Source organism: Corynebacterium sp. 2571A, from assembly GCF_055700935.1.
Window position 1 is genome coordinate 176426 of record NZ_JASTTE010000004.1, and the last position, 18226, is coordinate 194651.

Below are 18226 nucleotides of genomic sequence, written 5' to 3' on the forward strand. Positions count from 1 at the left end.
CGCGAAACCCCGGCCCGGCTAAGCTCAGCGCCGGCCGCCGCGCCCTGATGGTAGCCGGCGGCTTAGTCGTCGCCGGGACCTGGATCTACCTAGTCCTGCTGCGGCCTACCGATTGGGAGTCCGTGGCCGGCAGCCCCGAGGCGTTTATCACCCTGGCCGGCTATCTCGGCGGGGCAGCGCTGCTGCTCGCCGGCGCGTTGCCCTCCCTGACCGCCGGGGCCATCGCCCTCATCCCCGTCTGCTTGGTCATCAACATCGTCATCGGTGAGCTCATCGGCTCAATCGGCGTGCCGCTCTACCTGGATTCCCTGGGTACCGTTCTGATGGCCGCCCTCCTGGGCCCGGTGGCAGGTCTGGCCACCGGCACGTTGTCCTCCGTGGTCTGGGGCTTTATCAACCCGGCCGCCTTGCCGTTTGCGGCGGTGTCGGCGGTCACGGGTTGGATGGCCGGGTGGGCCATCCAGCGCGGCGCCCTCCAGCGCATCTGGCGGATCGTGGTCGCCGGCGCCATCATCGGCATCATCAGCGGCATGCTCGCCGCTCCGGTGGCGGCCTTCGTCTACGGCGGCACGGCCGGGCTGGGGACCGGGGCCTTAGTCTCGGTCTTCCGCGAATTAGGCAATTCCCTCTTGGCTTCAGTGACCATGCAGTCGCTGGTCTCCGACCCGCTCGACAAGATCGTCGTCCTTTTCCTCGTCGCCCTGACGGTCAAAGCGCTGCCGCAACGAGTCCTCCAGCGCCTGCGCCCGGCAGTGCAGCCGCGCCCGGCCGCCGAGACGAAGTCCTAGCGGCCGGGGAGACGGTCCAGAGTGGGTATGGGCACGGACGCGGTCCCGACTGCGGACATGGGCATGAGTGGCGGCGAGGGCGCGCCGGCCGGGGTGCTACGCGGCAGGCTGCACCCGGCTACACCAGCCACCTGCGCCGCGGTGGCGTGGTTGCTCGTCATCGCGCTGAACCACCCGGTGGTCTCCGTGGTGGTTCTGCTGCTCGCGCTTGTCGCCGGCGCCGTCACTGGCCGCGGGCTAGCGGTTGCGTTGACGACCTGCGTCATTTCTTTGCCCGCGGCGCTGTCGATGGTGGCTATCCATGCCCCGCACGGTCAGGACCAGCTCTTTGCATTCGTCACCCGCGACGGGCTGGCACTGGCCGGGGCCTTGTCCCTGCGGTTTTTCGCGCTCGTCGCGGTGGTGCTGGCCGCGGTTGCCTGTGTCACCGTGTCGGACGTGGCCAAGGCTATCCAGGCCTCTCAGGCCGGCCACAAGGTGGCCTATATCGTGGGCGCTTCGCTCCAGCTGCTGCCCCGGGGCACCCGGGTCGTCGGCGTGGTGCGGGACGCCAACCTCCTGGACGGCCGCAGGCCCGGGTGGCGGAACCTGGCGGGCCGGTATATCGGCCCGGTGGTCTCCCTGCTTTTGTACCAAGCCACCGCGCAAGCCAAGGCGCTGACCGCCGTCGGCTTCGACCAGGCCGGCCCGCGTACGGTGCTCCGCCCGGTGCCGGATAGCCGCGGGCAACGGGCCTTCCGCTGGGCAGTCGCGTGCCTGGGCCTGGCCGTCGTGGGGTGGTCGCTATGGACTTAGCCCAGGTAGCGGCCCACGTTCGGGAGTCGTCCGCGCCGCTCGTGCAGGTGGTGGTGCCCGCTACCCACCAGGCCGAGGACGTCGCCGAGACGGTCTCCGCCGCGCTGGAGACCCGGGCGGTGTTAGGAGCGGATCCGCAGGTGCATATCTCCGGTCTGCGCTCCACGGTCATTGAGGAAGTGGCCATCCCGCTGGAGCACGCCAGCTGGCCCCGGGAGCGGATGGAGCGCCGCTGCAGGGAAGCACTCGCGCAGGTAGGGCTTAGCGATCACGCGGAGCGCGATCCGCTGCGCCTATCCGGCGGTCAGGCCCGCCGCTTGGCCATCGCCGCGCTGACCATCGTCTCCCCGGCAGCAGTCGTGCTGACCGAACCGCTGGCGGGGCTGGACCGGGCGTCCCGCGCCGGCATCGTCGAGCTCCTCCACGCCCTGGGAGGCAGCCGGGTGGTGACGGTTAGCCACGCCGCGGAAGAAGACCTGGGCGGCGAAGTTCTCAGCATCGACCTGGCGGCAGACGCGCCCGATCTAGCAGCTGCGGTGCAGGGCCTCGAGCTGGAAGCGGCCGGTATAGCCGAGCACAAGGAGCCGAAGCCGCAGGCGGGGCAGGCGCCAGGACCAGCGCCGGTGCCGTCGCCGGTCGGGGAAAGCTTGGCGGTGCGGGACCTGGTTGTGCGGCGCGGGGCGGGCCGGCGGCGCTGGTGGCAGTTCCAGCGGGCCACCGGCTCGGGTTTCCGGGTCGGTCCGGTGGGCTTCGACCTCGTGCCCGGCCAAGTCCTGTGGGTGCGCGGGGACAATGGCAGCGGGAAGACCACGCTGCTGCGGGCGCTGGCCGGCCTGGACGGGCACGCGCCGGTGTGTGACTCGGTCGCGGCCTGCCTGCAGTCGCCTTTCGACCAGGTGGCAGCCCCGACCGTGCGGGCGATGCTGGGGTCCGAGCAGGCCTGCGCGCGGCTGGGCGTGGACCCGCAGGCGCACCCGCTCGACCTGCCGGTTTCTCAGCTGCGGGTGGTGCAGGTTTTAGCCACGGCCCGGCGAGTAGCACGCGTGGCCATCTTTGACGAGCCGGATACCTACCTCGCGCCCGAGTACCGACAGTTGGTCGGCGGGCTTATCGCGCGGGCGGCCGCCAATGGTTCGGCGGTGCTACTGACCTGCCATAACGAAAAATTCGTGCACGACCTGCCTGCGGGGCTGGCCGTACACGAACTGTGGCTCGGGCGGGCTGGGGGAGACCTCAGCTAGTCGACGCCGTCCTTACGGATGGAGTGCTCGACGATATCGAGGACGCTGCTGAGCCGCTGGGTATCACCCATGGCCAGGCGGTTGATGAAACCGTCCATGAAGGTCTCCAGGTAGATGACGAGGGTCTCGACGGGGACGTCGTCGCGCAGCCGGCCCTTCTCCGCATTGGAGTAGAGGCGCTGGCGCACCGCGTCATCCAGGATGGACTGGTGATCCTTCCAGCGGGCCCGGAAGGAGGCATCCGTGCGCAGCAGCGAGATGATCTCCAGGCGGGTGGCCAGCCAGTCGTAACGCTCCGGCTGGTTGAGCATGTTCCGCATGACCTCGACCAAACCTTCGCGGGCGACGACCTCCGCCTGGCGGGCGGCGTCCTCGCGGGCCAGGGCCAAAAACAGCGACTCCTTATCACCGAAGTGGTGGAAGATAGCGCCGCGGGACTTGCCGGTCGCCTCCTCCAGCAGGCGCACGGTGGCACCTTCGTAACCATGCTCAGCGAAGCAACGCCGAGCGCCTATCAAGATGTCGTGGCGGCGCCGATTGAGTTCGCTATCGCTGACGATGGGCATGTTGTGACCTCTTGCTCTGTGGGGTGGACGTGGACAGGAAAATGCACGCGTGAAGCGCTAACACCGGCTACCGGTGGACAAGGAGAGGGGACGGCAAAGGGGGCCGCGAAGCTCCCGCGGGCTTATCGCGGAAGTGCAGCCCCCTTTGACTCTAAGGTGCGGCTAGTGGCCTAGCCCTCTTAGGACTTGACCATCTGGCGCAGCACGAACTGCAGGATGCCGCCGTGGCGGTAGTAGTCAGCCTCACCAGGGGTGTCGATGCGCACGTCGGTGTCGAACTCGACGGTGGAGCCGTCCTCCTTGGTGGCGGTGACGTGAACTTCCTTCGGGTGACCATCGTTGTTGAACTCGCTCAGGCCAACGATGTCGAAGGTCTCGGTGCCGTCCAGGCCGAGGGACTCGTGGGAGTCGCCGTCCTTGAACTGCAGCGGAGCCACGCCCATGCCGATGAGGTTGGAGCGGTGGATGCGCTCGTAGGACTCGGTGATAACGGCCTTGACGCCCAGCAGGTTGGTGCCCTTAGCAGCCCAGTCACGCGAGGAACCGGTGCCGTACTCCTTGCCGGCCAGCACGACCAGCGGGGTGCCCTGCTCCTTGTAGTTCTGAGCGGCGTCGTAGATGAACGCCTGCGGGCCACCCTCCTGGGTGAAGTCGCGGGTGTAGCCGCCGGTGACGTCCACCAGCTGGTTAGCCAGGCGGATGTTGGCGAAGGTACCGCGGACCATGACCTCGTGGTTACCACGACGGGAGCCCAGGGAGTTGTAGTCCTTGCGGGCCACACCGTGCTCGTCCAGGTACTGCGCGGCCGGGGTGCCCGGCTTGATGGCAGAAGCGGGGGAGATGTGGTCGGTGGTGACCGAGTCGCCCAGCTTCACCAGGACGCGAGCGCCCTTGATGTCCTCGACGTCGCCCGGCTCGAGCTCCATGCCCTCGAAGTACGGTGCCTTGCGGACGTAGGTGGAGTTCTCGTCCCACTCGAAGGTCTCGCCTTCCGGAACGTCCAGGTTGCGCCATGCGTCGTCGCCCTTGAAGACGTCGGCGTAGTCGGCCTCGTACATCTCGCGGGAGATAGCGGACTGGATCGTCTCCTCAATCTCCTCGGTGGACGGCCAGATGTCCTTCAGGAAGACGTCGTTGCCGTCCTGGTCCTGGCCCAGGGCCTGGTTCTCGAAGTCGAAGTCCATGGTGCCGGCGATAGCGTAGGCGATGACCATGATCGGGGACGCCAGGTAGTTCATCTTGACGTCCGGGGAGATGCGGCCCTCGAAGTTACGGTTACCGGACAGGACTGCGGTGGCAGCCAGGTCGTGCTCGTTGATGGCGTCGGAGATCTCGTCCGGCAGCGGGCCGGAGTTGCCGATGCAGGTGGTGCAGCCGAAGCCGGAGAGGTAGAAGCCCAGAGCCTCAAGGTCCTTCCACAGGTCGGCGCGCTGGAAGTAGCCGTCGACAACCTGGGAGCCCGGGGCGCAAATGGTCTTGACCCACGGCTTGGAGTGCAGGCCCTTCTTGGCCGCGTTACGGGCAATCAGGCCGGCACCGACCATGACGGACGGGTTCGAGGTGTTGGTGCAGGAGGTGATGGAGGCGATAGCCACCATGCCGTGGTCCAGGGTGTACTCGCCACCGTTCGGGGAGTTGACCACGACCGGGTGGGACTGACGTCCGGAGGAGCCCTTGGCGGCGGACTCGTTGTTGCCGGCGCGGGACTGGTTCAGGCCGCCGGTGACGTCGACGTCGTCTTCCGGAGCGCCGCCCTCGTCGGTCATGCGCTTGGCCTCAACGGTGGTCTCGTCGACGATGACCTCGTCGGTGGTGTAGTTACCCAGATCCTTACGGAACTGCTCCTTGGCCTCGGACAGCAGGATGCGGTCCTGCGGGCGCTTCGGGCCGGCGATGGACGGAACGACGGTGCCCAGGTCGAGCTCGAGGTACTCGGAGTACTCGGCCTCCGGAGCGTCCTGCTCCAGCCACATGCCCTGCGCCTTGGCGTACTCGCGGACGCGATCGATCTGCTCTTCCGGGCGGCCGGTGAGCTCGAGGTACTTGATGGTCTCTTCGTCGATCGGGAAGATGGCCGCGGTGGAGCCGAACTCCGGGGACATGTTGCCGATGGTGGCGCGGTTGGCCAGCGGGACGGACTTGACGCCGTTGCCGTAGAACTCGACGAACTTGCCGACAACGCCCTGCTGACGCAGCATCTCGGTGATGGTCAGAACGACGTCGGTAGCGGTCACGCCGACCGGGATCTCACCGGTCAGCTTGAAGCCGACGACCTTCGGGATGAGCATGGAGACCGGCTGGCCCAGCATGGCAGCCTCGGCCTCGATGCCGCCGACGCCCCAGCCCAGGATGCCCAGGCCGTTTTCCATGGTGGTGTGGGAGTCGGTACCGATACAGGTGTCCGGGTAGGCCAGGCCCTCGTTGTCGAAGACGACGCGGGACAGGTACTCGATGTTGACCTGGTGGACGATACCGGTTCCCGGGGGCACCACGCGGAAGTTGGAGAAGTTCTCGGAGCCCCAGCGGAGGAACTGGTAGCGCTCCTCGTTGCGCTGGTACTCGATCTCGACGTTCTTCTCGAGAGCGTCGGAGGAACCGAAGGCCTCGGTAATAACGGAGTGGTCGATGACCATCTCGGCCGGGTTCAGCGGGTTGACCTGATCCGGGGTGCCGCCCAGAGCGGACACGGCCTCACGCATGGTGGCCAGGTCGACCACGCAGGGGACGCCGGTGAAGTCCTGCATCAGAACGCGGGCCGGGGTGAACTGGATCTCGGTGTCCGGCTCAGCCTTCGGGTCCCAGTTGGCCAGGGCATCGATGTGCTCCTTGGTCACGTTCTTGCCGTCTTCGTGGCGCAGCAGGTTCTCGCCGAGGACCTTCAACGAGTAGGGCAGCTTGGACATGCCCTCGACAGCGTTGATGTCAAAGTAATCGTAGGACTTGCCGTTGACGTCAAGAGTCTTCTTGGCGCCGAAAGAGTTCAAGCTTTCAGTCACAGGGAGCTCCATTCCTTGTTTGAGAACTAAGATGTTCGCCATCGTCGCTCAGGTATTAGTTCCGCATACTCGCCCGGGCTATCCCGCGCTAGCGGGAAACGGGGGCGAAGTTAATAGCCATGGGATATATACTTCGGAGACGACGTGAACGCGATGGTTCATTTATCCATCATAGATGGCTGAACCGTCGACTGCCTTAACTATAACAGTACGCGCGTTCTGTTTCCAGCATTTTGGCGCTACCCGGCGAGTCGGATGCCCGCGGGGGATAGATGAGTGCGTAATCTGGCCCGGTAAACAAACCGGACGGGTTTTGCCTATCCCCAGCTCAGCGCGCTGCTGTGGGGGACTGGGGTCGCGATTGGGAGACAACAAGGAGGCGTGGCGATGATTCCGCAGGGGGTAGATGTTCCGGGCTTGGCGGAACAGCTTTCCGAAGATTCCGTTGCTTTTACTAACCCCGTTTTAGCGGGGGACCCGGCCGCCCAGGCTGACGCGCAGGCCGCCCTACGTGACGGCGATGGCATTGCGGTCGTCGACGTGGCAGGCGGCATGCCGGCCGATTACCGCGACGTGGCCCAGGAGCTGCAGGACGCCACTGGCCTAGACACGGTCATCGTCCAGTCGCCGGGGACAATCTCAGTGGTGAGCGATTCCCTGTCCCGGGCAGAAATCGAGTCCGCCCAGTCCGGGGTGCCGGCAGGGATCGCCCAGGCCGCGGCCTTGGACGCCTTCTACGACGGGGTCGACCAGACCCCGTCCTCTTACCTCCCGGCGGCAGTACTCGTGGTTCTCGTGGTCGCCCTCGTCGGCGGAGTGTGGGCCTTCCGGCAGGCGGCCGGCGCGGCGAGGCGCACCGGCCACGCGGCGGCAGGAGGCGTTGGCGCGGGCGCTACCGCCCACGCGGCGGCAGGAGGCGTTGGCGCGGGCGCTACCGCCCACGCGGGGAGCGCCGGGCGCCTGGGTGGTAAGTAGAAACATACGGAAGGCAGAAGCATAACGGCACGGTCACTTCTGGCCGTGGAACCCCGGGAATAAAACGGCACTGGTGGGCGTTAGCAGGCGCCCGTTACATGGAAAGCGGTCAACCCTAGAAGGTTGACCGCTTCTCCGATCTGTCGGGTAGCTAATAGCCCGGGACGCGGGCAGCGGGGAGAAACTAGGGGAAACGTGATGAAACTCACAGTTTAAATCTCAAGTTGGTAACGGTGCTGGTGACGGCGGAATGTTAAGTGCTGTGGCTTTACTTAACTCCTGTGGTTTGTGGGAAACATATGCGAGATGTGGCGGATGTGCTCTATGGTTTCCATAGCAACTCATGAGGTGAATTGTGGAACATGGTTCACGGATTGAGGCTTGACTGGAACGTCTAAGCGCACGCGGTACGGGCATGTGGGGAAGCACGCCAAGACCCGGCGAAGGGCAGTTGTGGTCGGGGTTCAACCGTTGTGCCGCGTTTGTTATTTGGCTCATGGGTTGGAGTTAATGTCCAATCTTTGTATTACCAGCAGGCTAGGAGGAGACAAGCCTTAAGCCTTTACCGTTTTCGATAAGTGCCGCACCCACATCAGGGGACATCCGGAGGTCATCCGACCGGGGACGTGCCCAGAATCCAGGGGCTGCTGTGCGAGGAACTCATGCCGATGGGGAAGTCTGTGCCTGAGTCCGCACGCCGGCCACGCGGATCGCGTGAGTGGGCGAGCGCGCGTATGCGTTGACGGTCGAGGAGGAGAGGCTTCGGCATACCTTTGTGCGAGGTAGGTCTGTCTCAACACGCCTAGGTTGCTGGCCAAGGAGCATATTCGTGGCCACCACATCCAATGTGAACGCGCGGAGTAAATCCGGCCGTTCTTTCAAGTCCCGTTTCCGGGCGGCGTTTTCCGCAGTTGCCTGCACGGCAACGCTGTCTACCGTCGCCACCTTGACCCCTGCCGTTGCCAACGCCGATGAGCCGGGGGATGACCTCCAGCGGCTGACCCGTGAACTGAGCCGGGGCAGCAGCTCGATCTCCGATGTCGCCGGCGCCATCGCCGACGTCCAGGGCGAAATCTCCCGCCTGGAAGGTGAAATCGGCCGCTACCGCGAAATCGTCAACCAAGCCCTGGTCGATCTCCAGGACGCGCGCACCGAGGCCCAGCAGGCCCGCGATGGCGCGGCCGCCGCCAAGGATGAGCTCAACGGCGCCCAGGTGGACGTCGAAAAGGCCCAGGAGAAGCTCGACGAGATTTCTCGCTCGGCCTACCGCCGTTCCGGGACCTCGGACGCGGTGACCAACGCCGCCGGCGCTGACGCGCGCGCTGAGAAGCTGGAGCGCCAGAGCTACCTGGCGGGCCAGTCGGACAAGCAACGCGCCGTCGTCGAGGACCTGGAAAAGGTCCGCACCCAGAAGGCGAACAAGGAATCCCAGCTGCGCCTGGCCAAGGAACTGGCCGACCAGCGCGAGGAGCGCGCGACCTCCGCCGAGGAAGACGCGCGCAAGACCCTGGAGGATTCCCTGGCCGAGGTCGAAAAGATCTCCGCTGAGCGCAACGAACTGGCCCTCCAGGAAGAAAACGCCCAGGAAGCATTGGATGAGGCCCGCGGCCACTCGCCGCGCGGCAACCACGGCTCCACCAGCGAAGCCAAGGCCGACAAGGACGACAAGGAGGCTTCCGGCAGCGGCCGCTCCCAGTCCGCCACGGCTACCTCTTCGGCCGCCCCGCAGGAGGAGTCCTCCTCCGCCCGCTCGGGCGCGCAGAACAGCACCTCGGCGCAGACTCCGACGGCGGAGAGCGCTTCCGCCTCGGAGTCCTCTACCGCGGCTGAGTCCACCGACTCGACCGCGTCCGCAGAGCCGACCGAGTCTAGCGATTCCTCGGCTACCTCCACCAGCGCGGAGGACTCCGGCGCGGGCCACGGCGACTCGAATCAGAACGAGCCGACCGTCCAGGGCCGAGAGCCGGCCCAGCGTTCCGGCGCGGGCGAGACGGCCTCCGGCGACCAGCTGAGCTCTAACGAAAACGGCTCTTCCGAGGAAGACATGGCGCTGCTGTCGAGCGCGGCCATGGCCGTGGCCCAAGGCATCGTCGCCGGCTCCCAGCCGGTGCACACCCAGCTGGAAGAGGCGACCGCGGACGAGTCCACCGGTAGCCTGCCGGCCCTGCAGGGCGACGGCCAGGGCGACCAAGACGCGGACCTGACCAGCCAGCTGGGCGGCGTTCTGGAGGACCTCGAGACCTCTGACTCGGTGACGGAAGAAGCCAGCGACGCGGTCTCCGACATAGGCCGCGAGGCCCAGATCGAGGCCGTCATCGCCCGAGCCGAATCCCAGATTGGCGTGCCCTACGCCTGGGGCGGCGGCGACGCCAACGGCCCGACCCAGGGCATCCGCGACGGCGGGGTGGCCGACTCCTTCGGCGACTACAACAAGGTCGGCTTTGACTGCTCCGGCCTGGTGATCTACGCCTTCGCCGGCGTCGGCATCTCCCTGCCGCACTTCACCGGCTACCAGTACAACCACGGCGAGAAGATCCCGACCTCCGAGATGGAGCGCGGCGACCTGATCTTCTACGGCCCCAACGCCTCGCACCACGTCGCCATCTACCTGGGCGACGGCATGATGCTGGAGGCCCCGCAGTCGGGCCAGAACGTGCAGAAATCTCCGGTGCGCTACGGGGGTATGGCACCGTATGCCGTACGTCTCATCTAGCGTCGCCAAATATTAAGCCACCAACTTTAGTTGGTACTGTCAGGATTATGACTGACGCACAACAGACTAATCCTGGCTATGACGCCCTCCTCGTTCTTTCTTTCGGTGGCCCGGAAGGAAACGAGGAGGTTGTCCCGTTTCTGGAGAACGTCACTCGCGGCCGCGGCATCCCCCGGGAGCGCCTGGTCAAGGTCGGCGAGCACTACTTCCACTTCGATGGTGTCAGCCCCCTCAACGGGCTCAACCGCGAAATCATCGACAACGTCAAGGGCGAGCTCTCCCGCCGCGGGATGGACCTGCCGGTCTACTTCGGCAACCGCAACTGGCACCCCTTCGGCAACGAGGCTGCGGAGGAGATGGCCGCCGACGGCGTGCGCCGCGTGCTCGTCTTCGCCACCTCGGCGTGGGGCGGCTACTCGGCCTGCCGGCAGTACGACGAGGACATCGTCGCCATGCGCGAGCACCTGGCGGATAAGGGCCTGCCCGAGATCGAGTTCACCAAGCTGCGGCAGTTCTACTCCCACCCGAAGTTCGTCGGGGAGATGGCCCGCGCGCTCAAGGAGGCCTGCGCCGAGATCCCGCAGGAGAAGTGGGATAGCACCCGCGTGCTATTCACCGCCCACTCCGTGCCGAACGCCCACGACGCCGTCGGCGGCGCGGAAGGCGACAAGAACCTCTACTCCCGCCAGGTGGCGGAGGCGGCCAAACTCATCGCCGAGCAGGCGGGGATCGGGCGCTACGACTTGGTGTGGAACTCCCGCTCCGGCAACCCGGCCACGCCGTGGCTGGAGCCCGACATCGTCGACCACGCCACCGACATCCATAACGACGAGGGCGTGGACGCGATCGTCGTGTGCCCGGTCGGCTTCATCTCCGATCACATGGAGGTCATCTGGGACCTGGACTCGGAGCTGGCCGAAGCCTGCCGCGAGATGGGCGTCGAAATGTCGCGCACCCGCACCGCCGGGCCGACCCCGGCCTTTACCGAGATGATCGTCGACCTCATCGAGGAGATGACCGCCGGCGCGCCGCGGGAGGACCTCGGCGAGGTCACCACCCAGGGCTGCACCGTCAACGGCGAGCCCTGCGCCCCGGGCTGCTGCGACATCTGGTCGCTGCGCAAATCCAGCTAGCGGGCGAAGTCGCTGAGCGCGTAGGCCACCCCGGCCATGCGCGCCTGGCGGATGTGTCGCCACAGGCGCAGCAGCTGCGGATCCAGGCTGTGATCCCCCAGGCGATCCGTGACCGTTTCGATAATGGCCGCGACGCGATCGGCGCGGGCGAAAAGCTTGGCCGCGCGTCCCGGCACGCACGACGGCAGGCCGGGGGTGTCGTAGAAGTCCGCCAGCGTGCCGACGGTCAGCCGGGCGTCGGCGGCGTTTATCTTGCGCTGCCCGCTGGCCTCGATAAGCTGCGCGGATTCCTCCGTCGCAGCCGATAGCACAGCGTTGGCCTCCCCGGGGCTCAGCCAGGCCGGCTCGGGTAGGCGCCCGGTGACCTCGTAATCGAACCACCAGGTCGCCCCGTCGTAGAACTCGGGGGCCAAGACCACGTGGCGGCCGGGGTCTGCGGTGCGCACGACGATGCCGCCGGCCCCGTTCGCCGCCACGTGCTCTGCGGCTGCCGTACCCGCGGGCAAGGCGGGCGGGTCCCCGGGCCCGGAGAGGATGAGCCGCAGCGCCGGCTCGGGCCGGGCACTGGGCGAAAGCTCGGCATTGTCCGCGGCGTTGTCGCGGATAAGCCGCAGCAGCTCGATCCCGGGCTCGCCGTGGCGGACGTAGACCGACCCGCCCAACTCTTCTAGTGCCTGTAGCGTCGCATCCGCGGACTCGTGGTGGTAGAGCCAGGCCCCCAACCAGACGGCGGTGTTCTGCAGGGGTGACCATACCTCGGCGCGCATATCCATGACGGCACAGTGTAGTAGATAAAATGTACCGCCATGAGCTTCAACTCCCGAGACCCCTATGGCGGCGATATTTTCGCCGGACACGCGCGCAAGCAGCCGAAGAGCTACCCGGAAGTGCCCGCCGAGCCCGGGCTCGTCGTCGAGGTCCGCGGGGACGAGCAGGAATTCACCGGCGCGGTCCAGGGCGTGGACAAGACGGTTTTCGGCGAGGTCGTCCGGCTCGTCGACCGCCACGGCAACGAGCGGGTCTTTAACCTGGTCAAGGGCGGCTTCCTCATCGAGGGCAAGCCCGTGACCCTGGTGAGGCACGTGGAAAAGCAGGCCCCGCGCCGCTCTAACTCCGGCTCCCGGAGGGTAGAAAACTTGGAGGCCAAGGTCGCCGCGCCTTCGCGCATCTGGGTCGAAGGCGTCCACGACGCCGCCATCGTGGAGAAGGTCTGGGGCCACGACCTGCGCGTTGAGGGCGTGGTCGTCGAATACCTCGAGGGCTTAGACAACCTGCCGGAGCGGCTCGCGGAATTCCGCCCCGAGCCTGGTCGCCGCATCGGTGTGCTGGCCGACCACCTGGTCGAAGGCAGTAAGGAGAGCCGGCTGACCCGCGAAGTCGGCCCGGACTGCCTGGTCACCGGTCACCCCTACATCGATATCTGGGCCGCGGTAAAACCGGAGCGCCTCGGGCTGAAAAGCTGGCCCGACGTGCCCTACGGCGAGGACTGGAAGACGGGCATCTGCAAGCGGGTGGGCTGGTCCGATCCGAAGGAGGGCTGGCACCGCGTCTACAGTGCGGTGAACTCCTTCCGGGATCTGGAGCCCAGCCTGATCGGCGCGGTCGAGCGCCTGGTGGATTTCGTGACCACCCCGGAGCTGAGCAAGGAGGACCTGCTCTAGGCCTGGTTGCCTCGCTCCAACAGGCGGACGGCTAGCTGCCAGCCGGCGCTCTCGGCTGCCCAGCCGGCGGCTTGCAGGCGCTGGGACATGGCCTGTTTAGAGATGCCCAGTTGCTCGGCCGCTTCATTCTGGTTGTAGCCGGAACGCACCAAAGAGGTGGCCTCGCGCCCCTCGGCGGTGCGCTTGTGGAGCACGTAGCCCAGCAGGCCGAAGGCTGCGGCGATATCGTCGGCCTCCGACTTGCGGGCGCGCACGTCCGTCTTGGCCCTCACCTGGCCGGCGCGGGCGGAACGCCCCAAGGCCCCGGAGGCCGTCGCTCGCGCCACGGCCTTGTCGGTGGCGCCGGGGCACAGGCCGATCCCCACGGCCCAGTCGCCGTCCGCCAGCAGCGCCATGACAACCTCGCAGACAGAGGAGGGGGAGTCCACTACGGTGCAGATGTCCTCGACCCCGAGGATGGTGAAGTCGTCCACGCCGTCGAGGGTGGCTAGCGCCTGGGCGGAACGCTTAACGAGGTCGGCGCGGTGCATGGAGGAACCGCGGTAACGAGCGTGCACGGCGAGCATAGGGATCCAGCTCCTTCCGGTAAGCGGTAAATAGGGAATCTCGGCAAGGCAAAAGCCTTGACCTTTTCTTCTAGTCTACGTCCTGGGCTTGACTGACGGTAGGTTGGGGTAGCCGGGACTCAACGTAGAGGCCCAGTAGCCCGGCGGCTGCGGCAATCAGGAACGCGGCGAGGATCCAGGGAGAGATCCCGCTCGTGAGGGCCTCGCCGAAGAAGACGCCGATGACGGTCGTGGGGACAGAGCCGACCAAGGTCGCGGTGACGAATTGCCAGAACGGGATGCTTGTCAGCGCGGCGGTGTAGTTGAGCAAGGAGAAGGGAACTCCCGCCACCATGCGCAGACTGCAGATGGCCAGCCATCCGCGGCGGGCCAGGCGGGCGTTCAGGCCGGCCACCGCCGGGTGGGATAGCCGCGGGCGCATCCACTCGCCGAAGAGGGTGCGCACGCCCAGAAAGGCGAGCGCCGCCGAGACGGTCAGACAGACCAGCGCCAGCCCAAGCCCCAACACCGGCCCGAAGAGGATGCCCGCCGCGACGGTCCAGATGGTCCGGGGAAGGGGAAAGAGGGTGAAGACGATATAGGACAGCGCGAAAAGTACGACGAAGAAGTCGCCGTACTGCTGGGCGCCGGCCCGCAGGTCGGTTAGCTCCGGCACGTCGATATAGCGCGCCGCCACCGCCAGCGCGGCCACGGCCAGCAGGATGACCGACCAGCGCCGCCAGCCCAGCCCGCACAACGTGCGCACGGCGTCGCGGAATACTTGGGCCAGGAACCCGCCAAAGCTGCGCAACCAGCCCCGCGCGGAGTTCTCATCGTGCATGCCGGACACCTTGCTTTTATGCCTCTGTTCTGTCTTTACTCTCTTTCCAGTTCTACGCCAATCCTGTTCGCACCTGTGCGCGCACGTAACGGGTAGAAAAAGAAAAAACCCACGTTCTTGGTGAAAGAACGCGGGGAGTGTTGTGCCCGGAGGGGGACTTGAACCCCCACGTCCGTTAATAGGACACTAGCACCTCAAGCTAGCGCGTCTGCCATTCCGCCACCCGGGCAGGGTGTTTTCAGCCTTTACCGGCTTCGGCACTCCCAAAACTCTAGCCTGCCGGCGGCGGGCAAACAAATCGCCAGCACAAGGCGGTAAACTCCCGCGTGATTATGGAACCACTGTTTGAAAGTTCCTTTCCCTCGCCGGGTGGGCAAGGGGAGGCTGGGTGCCATTCGCGAGCGCGACGCGGGGCGAGAGGCGAGGTAATTCTACTCTTGGATTTAGGCCACACTCCGGTCTGCGGTGGGGCGATGAATATGGTGCGCGTTACTGACAGACACGGAATGTGTTTTCCGGTACAAATGGGAGTATGACTTCTTACAACGATTCTCGGTTCCCTGGCCCCGACCCGTACGCCCCGCTGCGGGATCTCCCGTCGTTTGCGCTGTCGTCCTCCGACCTCGTCGATGGTGACGAGATCGCCGAGCGCTTCCGCGCCCCGGAGAGCGTCTCGCCGCAGCTTGAGTGGTCCAACCTACCGGAGGGCACCAAGTCCCTGGCCGTGACCTGCCTTGATCCGGACGCTCCGACGGCCGCCGGCTTCTGGCACTGGGCCGCCTTCAACATCCCGGCCGACGTCGCGGAACTGCCCACCAACGCCGGTGCCGCCGAAGACTTGGGCATCGCGGGCGTTATCTCCCTGCGCAACGACTCCGGCAAGCGCACCTACCACGGCCCGCAGCCGCCGGCCGGCCACGCCCCGCACCGCTACCTCTACGCCGTCCACGCGGTGGACACGGAGAAGCTGGACATCGACCCCGACGCCACCCCGACGGTCCTGGGCTTTAACCTGCACTTCCACGCCATTGGCCGCGCCATTCTGTGGGGCTGGTACGAGGAGAAGTAGTCCTCACTTAGCGCATGGCCAACAACGACAATCCCGGGGTGACGATCCCGCTGCAGTTGCGAGTGGGCGGAGCTTTCATTGCCGTCGCACTCGTCCTCGTCATCATGACCTTCGTCGCGGTGCTCACCGAAGGGTGGATGAGCCCCTTCGTGTGGACCCCAGCCCGCGTGGCGCTGGTGGTAGCCGCGCTTATCATCGGCGCTTTCGCCACCATCCGCAAGGATCAGCGCCCAAGCATCGCCCAGGTGGTGGCTCTGGGCGGGGCGGTGCTCATTATCATCGCCAGCCGCTTCCTGCCCACGGCGCAGCTCGCCGTGATGGGCCAGTGGTGGCTGCTCATCTACGCCGGCCTGGCGCTGGTCTGCGCCCTCGCGCTACGCCGCAGCCTGGCTCCTCGCTCCCAAGGGGAGGGCTGACCGGTGGCGGGATGCGCCGGCAGGCTATTTCAAAAATGAAGAGAGCTAAAAATAAGAGCTAGGGCTGCCCGCGCAACCCTAGCTCTTTCTTCTCACTGCTACCTTTTGGCAGTGTTTAGTTCTTCCACGGCAGCCCGGAGCCTACCGCCTCGCTGATGCTGCCGAGGCCGTGGGCGCGGATCTGCTGGGCAATCCCTAGGTGGATGTCGCGGATCCAGTCCGGTCCGCCGTAGATAAGCGGGGTGTAGCCCTGCAGGAGGCTGGCGCCTGCCGTGATTCGCTCCCAGGCCTGCTGCGGGGTGTAGATGCCGCCGACCGAGACGATGGGCAGCTCGCCGCCCAGGTGCTCGTGGAGCAGGCGCAACACCTCCAGGGAGCGCTGCGCCACCGGCGCGCCGGACACGCCGCCGGCCCCCATGGCCTCGACCTTAGCGGCCGGGGTCTTCAGCCCCTCGCGGGAGATGGTGGTGTTGGTGGCGACAATTCCGGCCAGGCCGACCTCGCGGGCCAGGTCGGCGACGGCGAGGACGTCCTCGTCGGACAGGTCCGGGGCGATCTTCACCAAGACCGGGGCCGGGGTGACCTCGGCAACGGCGGTGAGGATGGGGCGCAGCGACTCGACTGCCTGCAGGTCGCGCAGGCCCGGGGTGTTCGGGGAGGAGACGTTGACCACCAGGAAATCGGCCAGCGAGCCCAGGACGGAGGCCGAACGGCGGTAGTCGTCCACGGCCTGATCCACCGGGGTGACCTTGGTCTTGCCGATGTTGATGCCGATGACGTCGTCGCTGCGGCGAGCGCGCAGGTTGCGGGCAACTTCCTCCGCCCCCTGGTTGTTAAAGCCCATCCGGTTGAGCAGGCCCTTGTCCTTGGGCAGGCGGTAAAGCCGGGGAGCCGGGTTGCCCGGCTGAGCCGCGGCGGTGACGGTGCCCAACTCGGCGTACCCGAAACCGATGGGTCCCCAGGCGTCCGCGGCGGTGGCGTTCTTGTCGAAGCCGGCCGCCAGGCCGAGCGGGCGCGGGAAGTCCACACCGAAGACGGTCTGCCGCAGGACCGGGTCCTTGACGGGCAGGACCTTGTTCAGCCCGCGGTTGAGTGGCCAGGCCACGTGGAAGCCGTGGAGGGCCGAGCTCATCAGGTGGTGGATGCGCTCGGCGTCGATCTGGAACATAGCCTTGAGCGCGGCATCGTAAACCTTGCCCCGGACGGTGCGGAAAATGCTGGGCATTGTAGAAACTCCTTAGATATCTTTAATGATCTGCAGTCCGTCACCGGTGGCGGAAGCAATGGCGATGGTCCCGTCGCTGAGCGCGACCATGTTCTGTGCGTTAGCGACGGTAGAGACCTTCGCGCGCTCCTCCGGAACGCCGTGGGAAATCTCGAAGGCCTGCGCCTGGTTGTTGTCGGTCGTGGTCACCCACGCCAGCTGCCGGGACTCGTCCCAGGCCGTGGCCCACGGCACCCCGTCGGTGTTGCCGTATTGGTGCAGGCGGATGACGTCCTCGGCGTTGTAGATGGCTACCCGCTCGCCCAAGGTATCGGAGACCACGATGGTGCCGTTGTCGCCGACCGAGGCCTGGCCCAGGCCGACGCCCACGCGCAGACGGCCGCCCGCGCGGGACTGCTCCCAATCCAGCGACTGGATGGTCGAATCCGCCCGCAAGGTGCGCACCACGTTGTCCGTGCCGTCCTGGTTGGGGACCGCCAGTAGCTGGTCGGTCGCGTCTTCGACGGCGAAGGAGTCGCTGCGCTCGCCGTCGGTGTAGATGGCGACGTCGGCGGCCTGATCGGAGGCCACGAAAAGCTCCCCGGATGAGGTCCGCGCGGCGGCGGTGACGGGGAATTCTTCGTCGACAGCGATCTTTTCCGGCTGCTCGGGGCGTGCCGGATCGAAGGAGAGCACCTCCTTGCCGCAGCCGAGTAGGAACTCGTTGTCGGCGGCCGTCAGCTGGCCGCAATCGGTCGGGATTTCCACCACCGCGGCGGAGCCGTCCTGGAAGGCTGCGGCGTCGCCCACGGCCAGGTGATCGGCGCTGCGCACGGCGATGTTCTCGCCGGTGGCGGCCATGTCGGTTACCTGCGCGACCTCCCGCGGCAGCTCGACGACCTCGCCGTCGGGGTCGGTGGCGGCGGGGGAGTCGGCCGGGGTTGCATTGCCCACCGTGGCGCCGTCGTTCGCCTCCTCTTCCGGCGGGGTCTGTTGGCACCCCGCGAGAGCTAGGGCGGAGACTGCGGAGACAGTCATTACTGCGAAACCGGTCTTAGAAGTCACAGACAGTCATCCTAGCAGTCAGACCCCGGAATCCAGCAGTCCCACCAGCCCCCACCAGCCGCGGCCGGGACGGTCGCAGGCGGTGGCGGGCAGAGGCAGCACAGGGGAATTATCCCGAACTGAATGGAAGGTGTGAGCTTGCTTCGAAAGTCGGACTCGCCCGGGGTGGTCCTCGCGTGGGGTACGGGGGCGTCAGTATGCTGTTCCGAGTGAATAAC

16 protein-coding genes and 1 tRNA gene are annotated in these 18226 nt (G+C 66.5%); 9 read left to right on the top strand and 8 right to left on the bottom strand.

The window, feature by feature from the left end; all coding sequences use genetic code 11:
* The first annotated feature begins 47 nt into the window (after positions 1-47).
* The 3 genes from QQS53_RS09545 to QQS53_RS09555 are packed head-to-tail and all read left to right on the top strand — an operon-like array spanning position 48 to position 2824.
* On the top strand, positions 48-788 hold the full coding sequence (locus QQS53_RS09545; RefSeq protein ID WP_472775691.1) for an ECF transporter S component: 741 nt from the start codon (positions 48-50) through the stop codon (positions 786-788).
* A 27-nt stretch (positions 789-815) separates the two neighbouring features.
* Positions 816-1583: an energy-coupling factor transporter transmembrane component T family protein gene (locus QQS53_RS09550; RefSeq protein WP_472775692.1), complete on the top strand. Its 768-nt coding sequence runs from the start codon at positions 816-818 to the stop codon at positions 1581-1583.
* The gene (locus QQS53_RS09555; RefSeq protein ID WP_472775603.1) at positions 1574-2824 is read left to right on the top strand and encodes an ATP-binding cassette domain-containing protein; all 1251 of its coding nucleotides are present in this window, start codon (positions 1574-1576) and stop codon (positions 2822-2824) included. Before QQS53_RS09550 ends, QQS53_RS09555 begins: the two co-directional genes overlap by 10 nt.
* Here QQS53_RS09555 and QQS53_RS09560 read toward each other — a convergent pair.
* Both QQS53_RS09560 and can read right to left on the bottom strand, forming a co-directional pair.
* Positions 2821-3390 carry a TetR/AcrR family transcriptional regulator gene (locus QQS53_RS09560; protein ID WP_070768031.1) on the bottom strand — a complete coding sequence of 190 codons (570 nt, stop codon included), beginning with the start codon at positions 3388-3390 and terminating at the stop codon, positions 2821-2823. The genes QQS53_RS09555 and QQS53_RS09560 overlap by 4 nt on opposite strands.
* Before the next feature lie 179 nt (positions 3391-3569).
* Positions 3570-6386 (bottom strand): aconitate hydratase, encoded by a 2817-nt coding sequence (can, locus tag QQS53_RS09565; RefSeq protein WP_472775604.1) that lies wholly within the window; start codon positions 6384-6386, stop codon positions 3570-3572.
* A 387-nt stretch (positions 6387-6773) separates the two neighbouring features.
* Between can and QQS53_RS09570 the strand changes: the two genes are divergently transcribed.
* From QQS53_RS09570 to QQS53_RS09580, 3 genes are all read left to right on the top strand, one after another.
* Positions 6774-7361 (top strand): Rv1476 family membrane protein, encoded by a 588-nt coding sequence (locus QQS53_RS09570; protein WP_472775693.1) that lies wholly within the window; start codon positions 6774-6776, stop codon positions 7359-7361.
* Positions 7362-8190: 829 nt separating this feature from the next.
* Positions 8191-10074 carry a DIP1281 family NlpC/P60 protein gene (locus QQS53_RS09575; protein ID WP_472775605.1) on the top strand — a complete coding sequence of 628 codons (1884 nt, stop codon included), beginning with the start codon at positions 8191-8193 and terminating at the stop codon, positions 10072-10074.
* A gap of 47 nt (positions 10075-10121) precedes the next feature.
* Positions 10122-11207, top strand: a complete 1086-nt coding sequence (locus QQS53_RS09580) for a ferrochelatase (RefSeq protein ID WP_472775606.1) — start codon at positions 10122-10124, stop codon at positions 11205-11207.
* Here QQS53_RS09580 and QQS53_RS09585 read toward each other — a convergent pair.
* A complete protein-coding gene (locus tag QQS53_RS09585; protein ID WP_472775607.1) occupies positions 11204-11980 on the bottom strand; it encodes a hypothetical protein in 777 nt (258 codons plus the stop codon). The two genes, QQS53_RS09580 and QQS53_RS09585, sit on opposite strands and share 4 nt — an antisense overlap.
* A 33-nt stretch (positions 11981-12013) precedes the next feature.
* Here QQS53_RS09585 and QQS53_RS09590 point away from each other — a divergent pair, with 33 nt between their 5' ends.
* On the top strand, positions 12014-12868 hold the full coding sequence (locus QQS53_RS09590; protein ID WP_472775608.1) for a DUF3097 domain-containing protein: 855 nt from the start codon (positions 12014-12016) through the stop codon (positions 12866-12868).
* On the opposite strand, the gene QQS53_RS09595 is transcribed toward QQS53_RS09590, so the two are convergent.
* From QQS53_RS09595 to QQS53_RS09605, 3 genes are all read right to left on the bottom strand, one after another.
* Positions 12865-13434, bottom strand: coding sequence for a MarR family transcriptional regulator (locus QQS53_RS09595; RefSeq protein ID WP_368519327.1), 570 nt, complete (start codon positions 13432-13434; stop codon positions 12865-12867). The genes QQS53_RS09590 and QQS53_RS09595 overlap by 4 nt on opposite strands.
* A gap of 70 nt (positions 13435-13504) precedes the next feature.
* Complete coding sequence (locus QQS53_RS09600; RefSeq protein WP_472775609.1) at positions 13505-14254, bottom strand: TVP38/TMEM64 family protein; 750 nt, start codon at positions 14252-14254, stop codon at positions 13505-13507.
* A 143-nt stretch (positions 14255-14397) separates the two neighbouring features.
* A tRNA-Leu gene (locus QQS53_RS09605) sits at positions 14398-14483 on the bottom strand.
* Between the two features lie 303 nt (positions 14484-14786).
* On the opposite strand from QQS53_RS09605, the gene QQS53_RS09610 reads away from it, so the two are divergent.
* Positions 14787-15323, top strand: coding sequence for a YbhB/YbcL family Raf kinase inhibitor-like protein (locus QQS53_RS09610; RefSeq protein ID WP_472775610.1), 537 nt, complete (start codon positions 14787-14789; stop codon positions 15321-15323).
* A gap of 14 nt (positions 15324-15337) precedes the next feature.
* Positions 15338-15739: a hypothetical protein gene (locus QQS53_RS09615; RefSeq protein ID WP_472775611.1), complete on the top strand. Its 402-nt coding sequence runs from the start codon at positions 15338-15340 to the stop codon at positions 15737-15739.
* 115 nt (positions 15740-15854) lie between these two features.
* Here QQS53_RS09615 and QQS53_RS09620 read toward each other — a convergent pair whose 3' ends face one another.
* Together QQS53_RS09620 and QQS53_RS09625 are read right to left on the bottom strand one after the other, a co-directional pair.
* Positions 15855-16964, bottom strand: a complete 1110-nt coding sequence (locus QQS53_RS09620) for a quinone-dependent dihydroorotate dehydrogenase (protein ID WP_472775612.1) — start codon at positions 16962-16964, stop codon at positions 15855-15857.
* 12 nt (positions 16965-16976) lie between these two features.
* On the bottom strand, positions 16977-18008 hold the full coding sequence (locus tag QQS53_RS09625) for a hypothetical protein (protein WP_472775613.1): 1032 nt from the start codon (positions 18006-18008) through the stop codon (positions 16977-16979).
* Between the last annotated feature and the right edge of the window lie 218 nt (positions 18009-18226).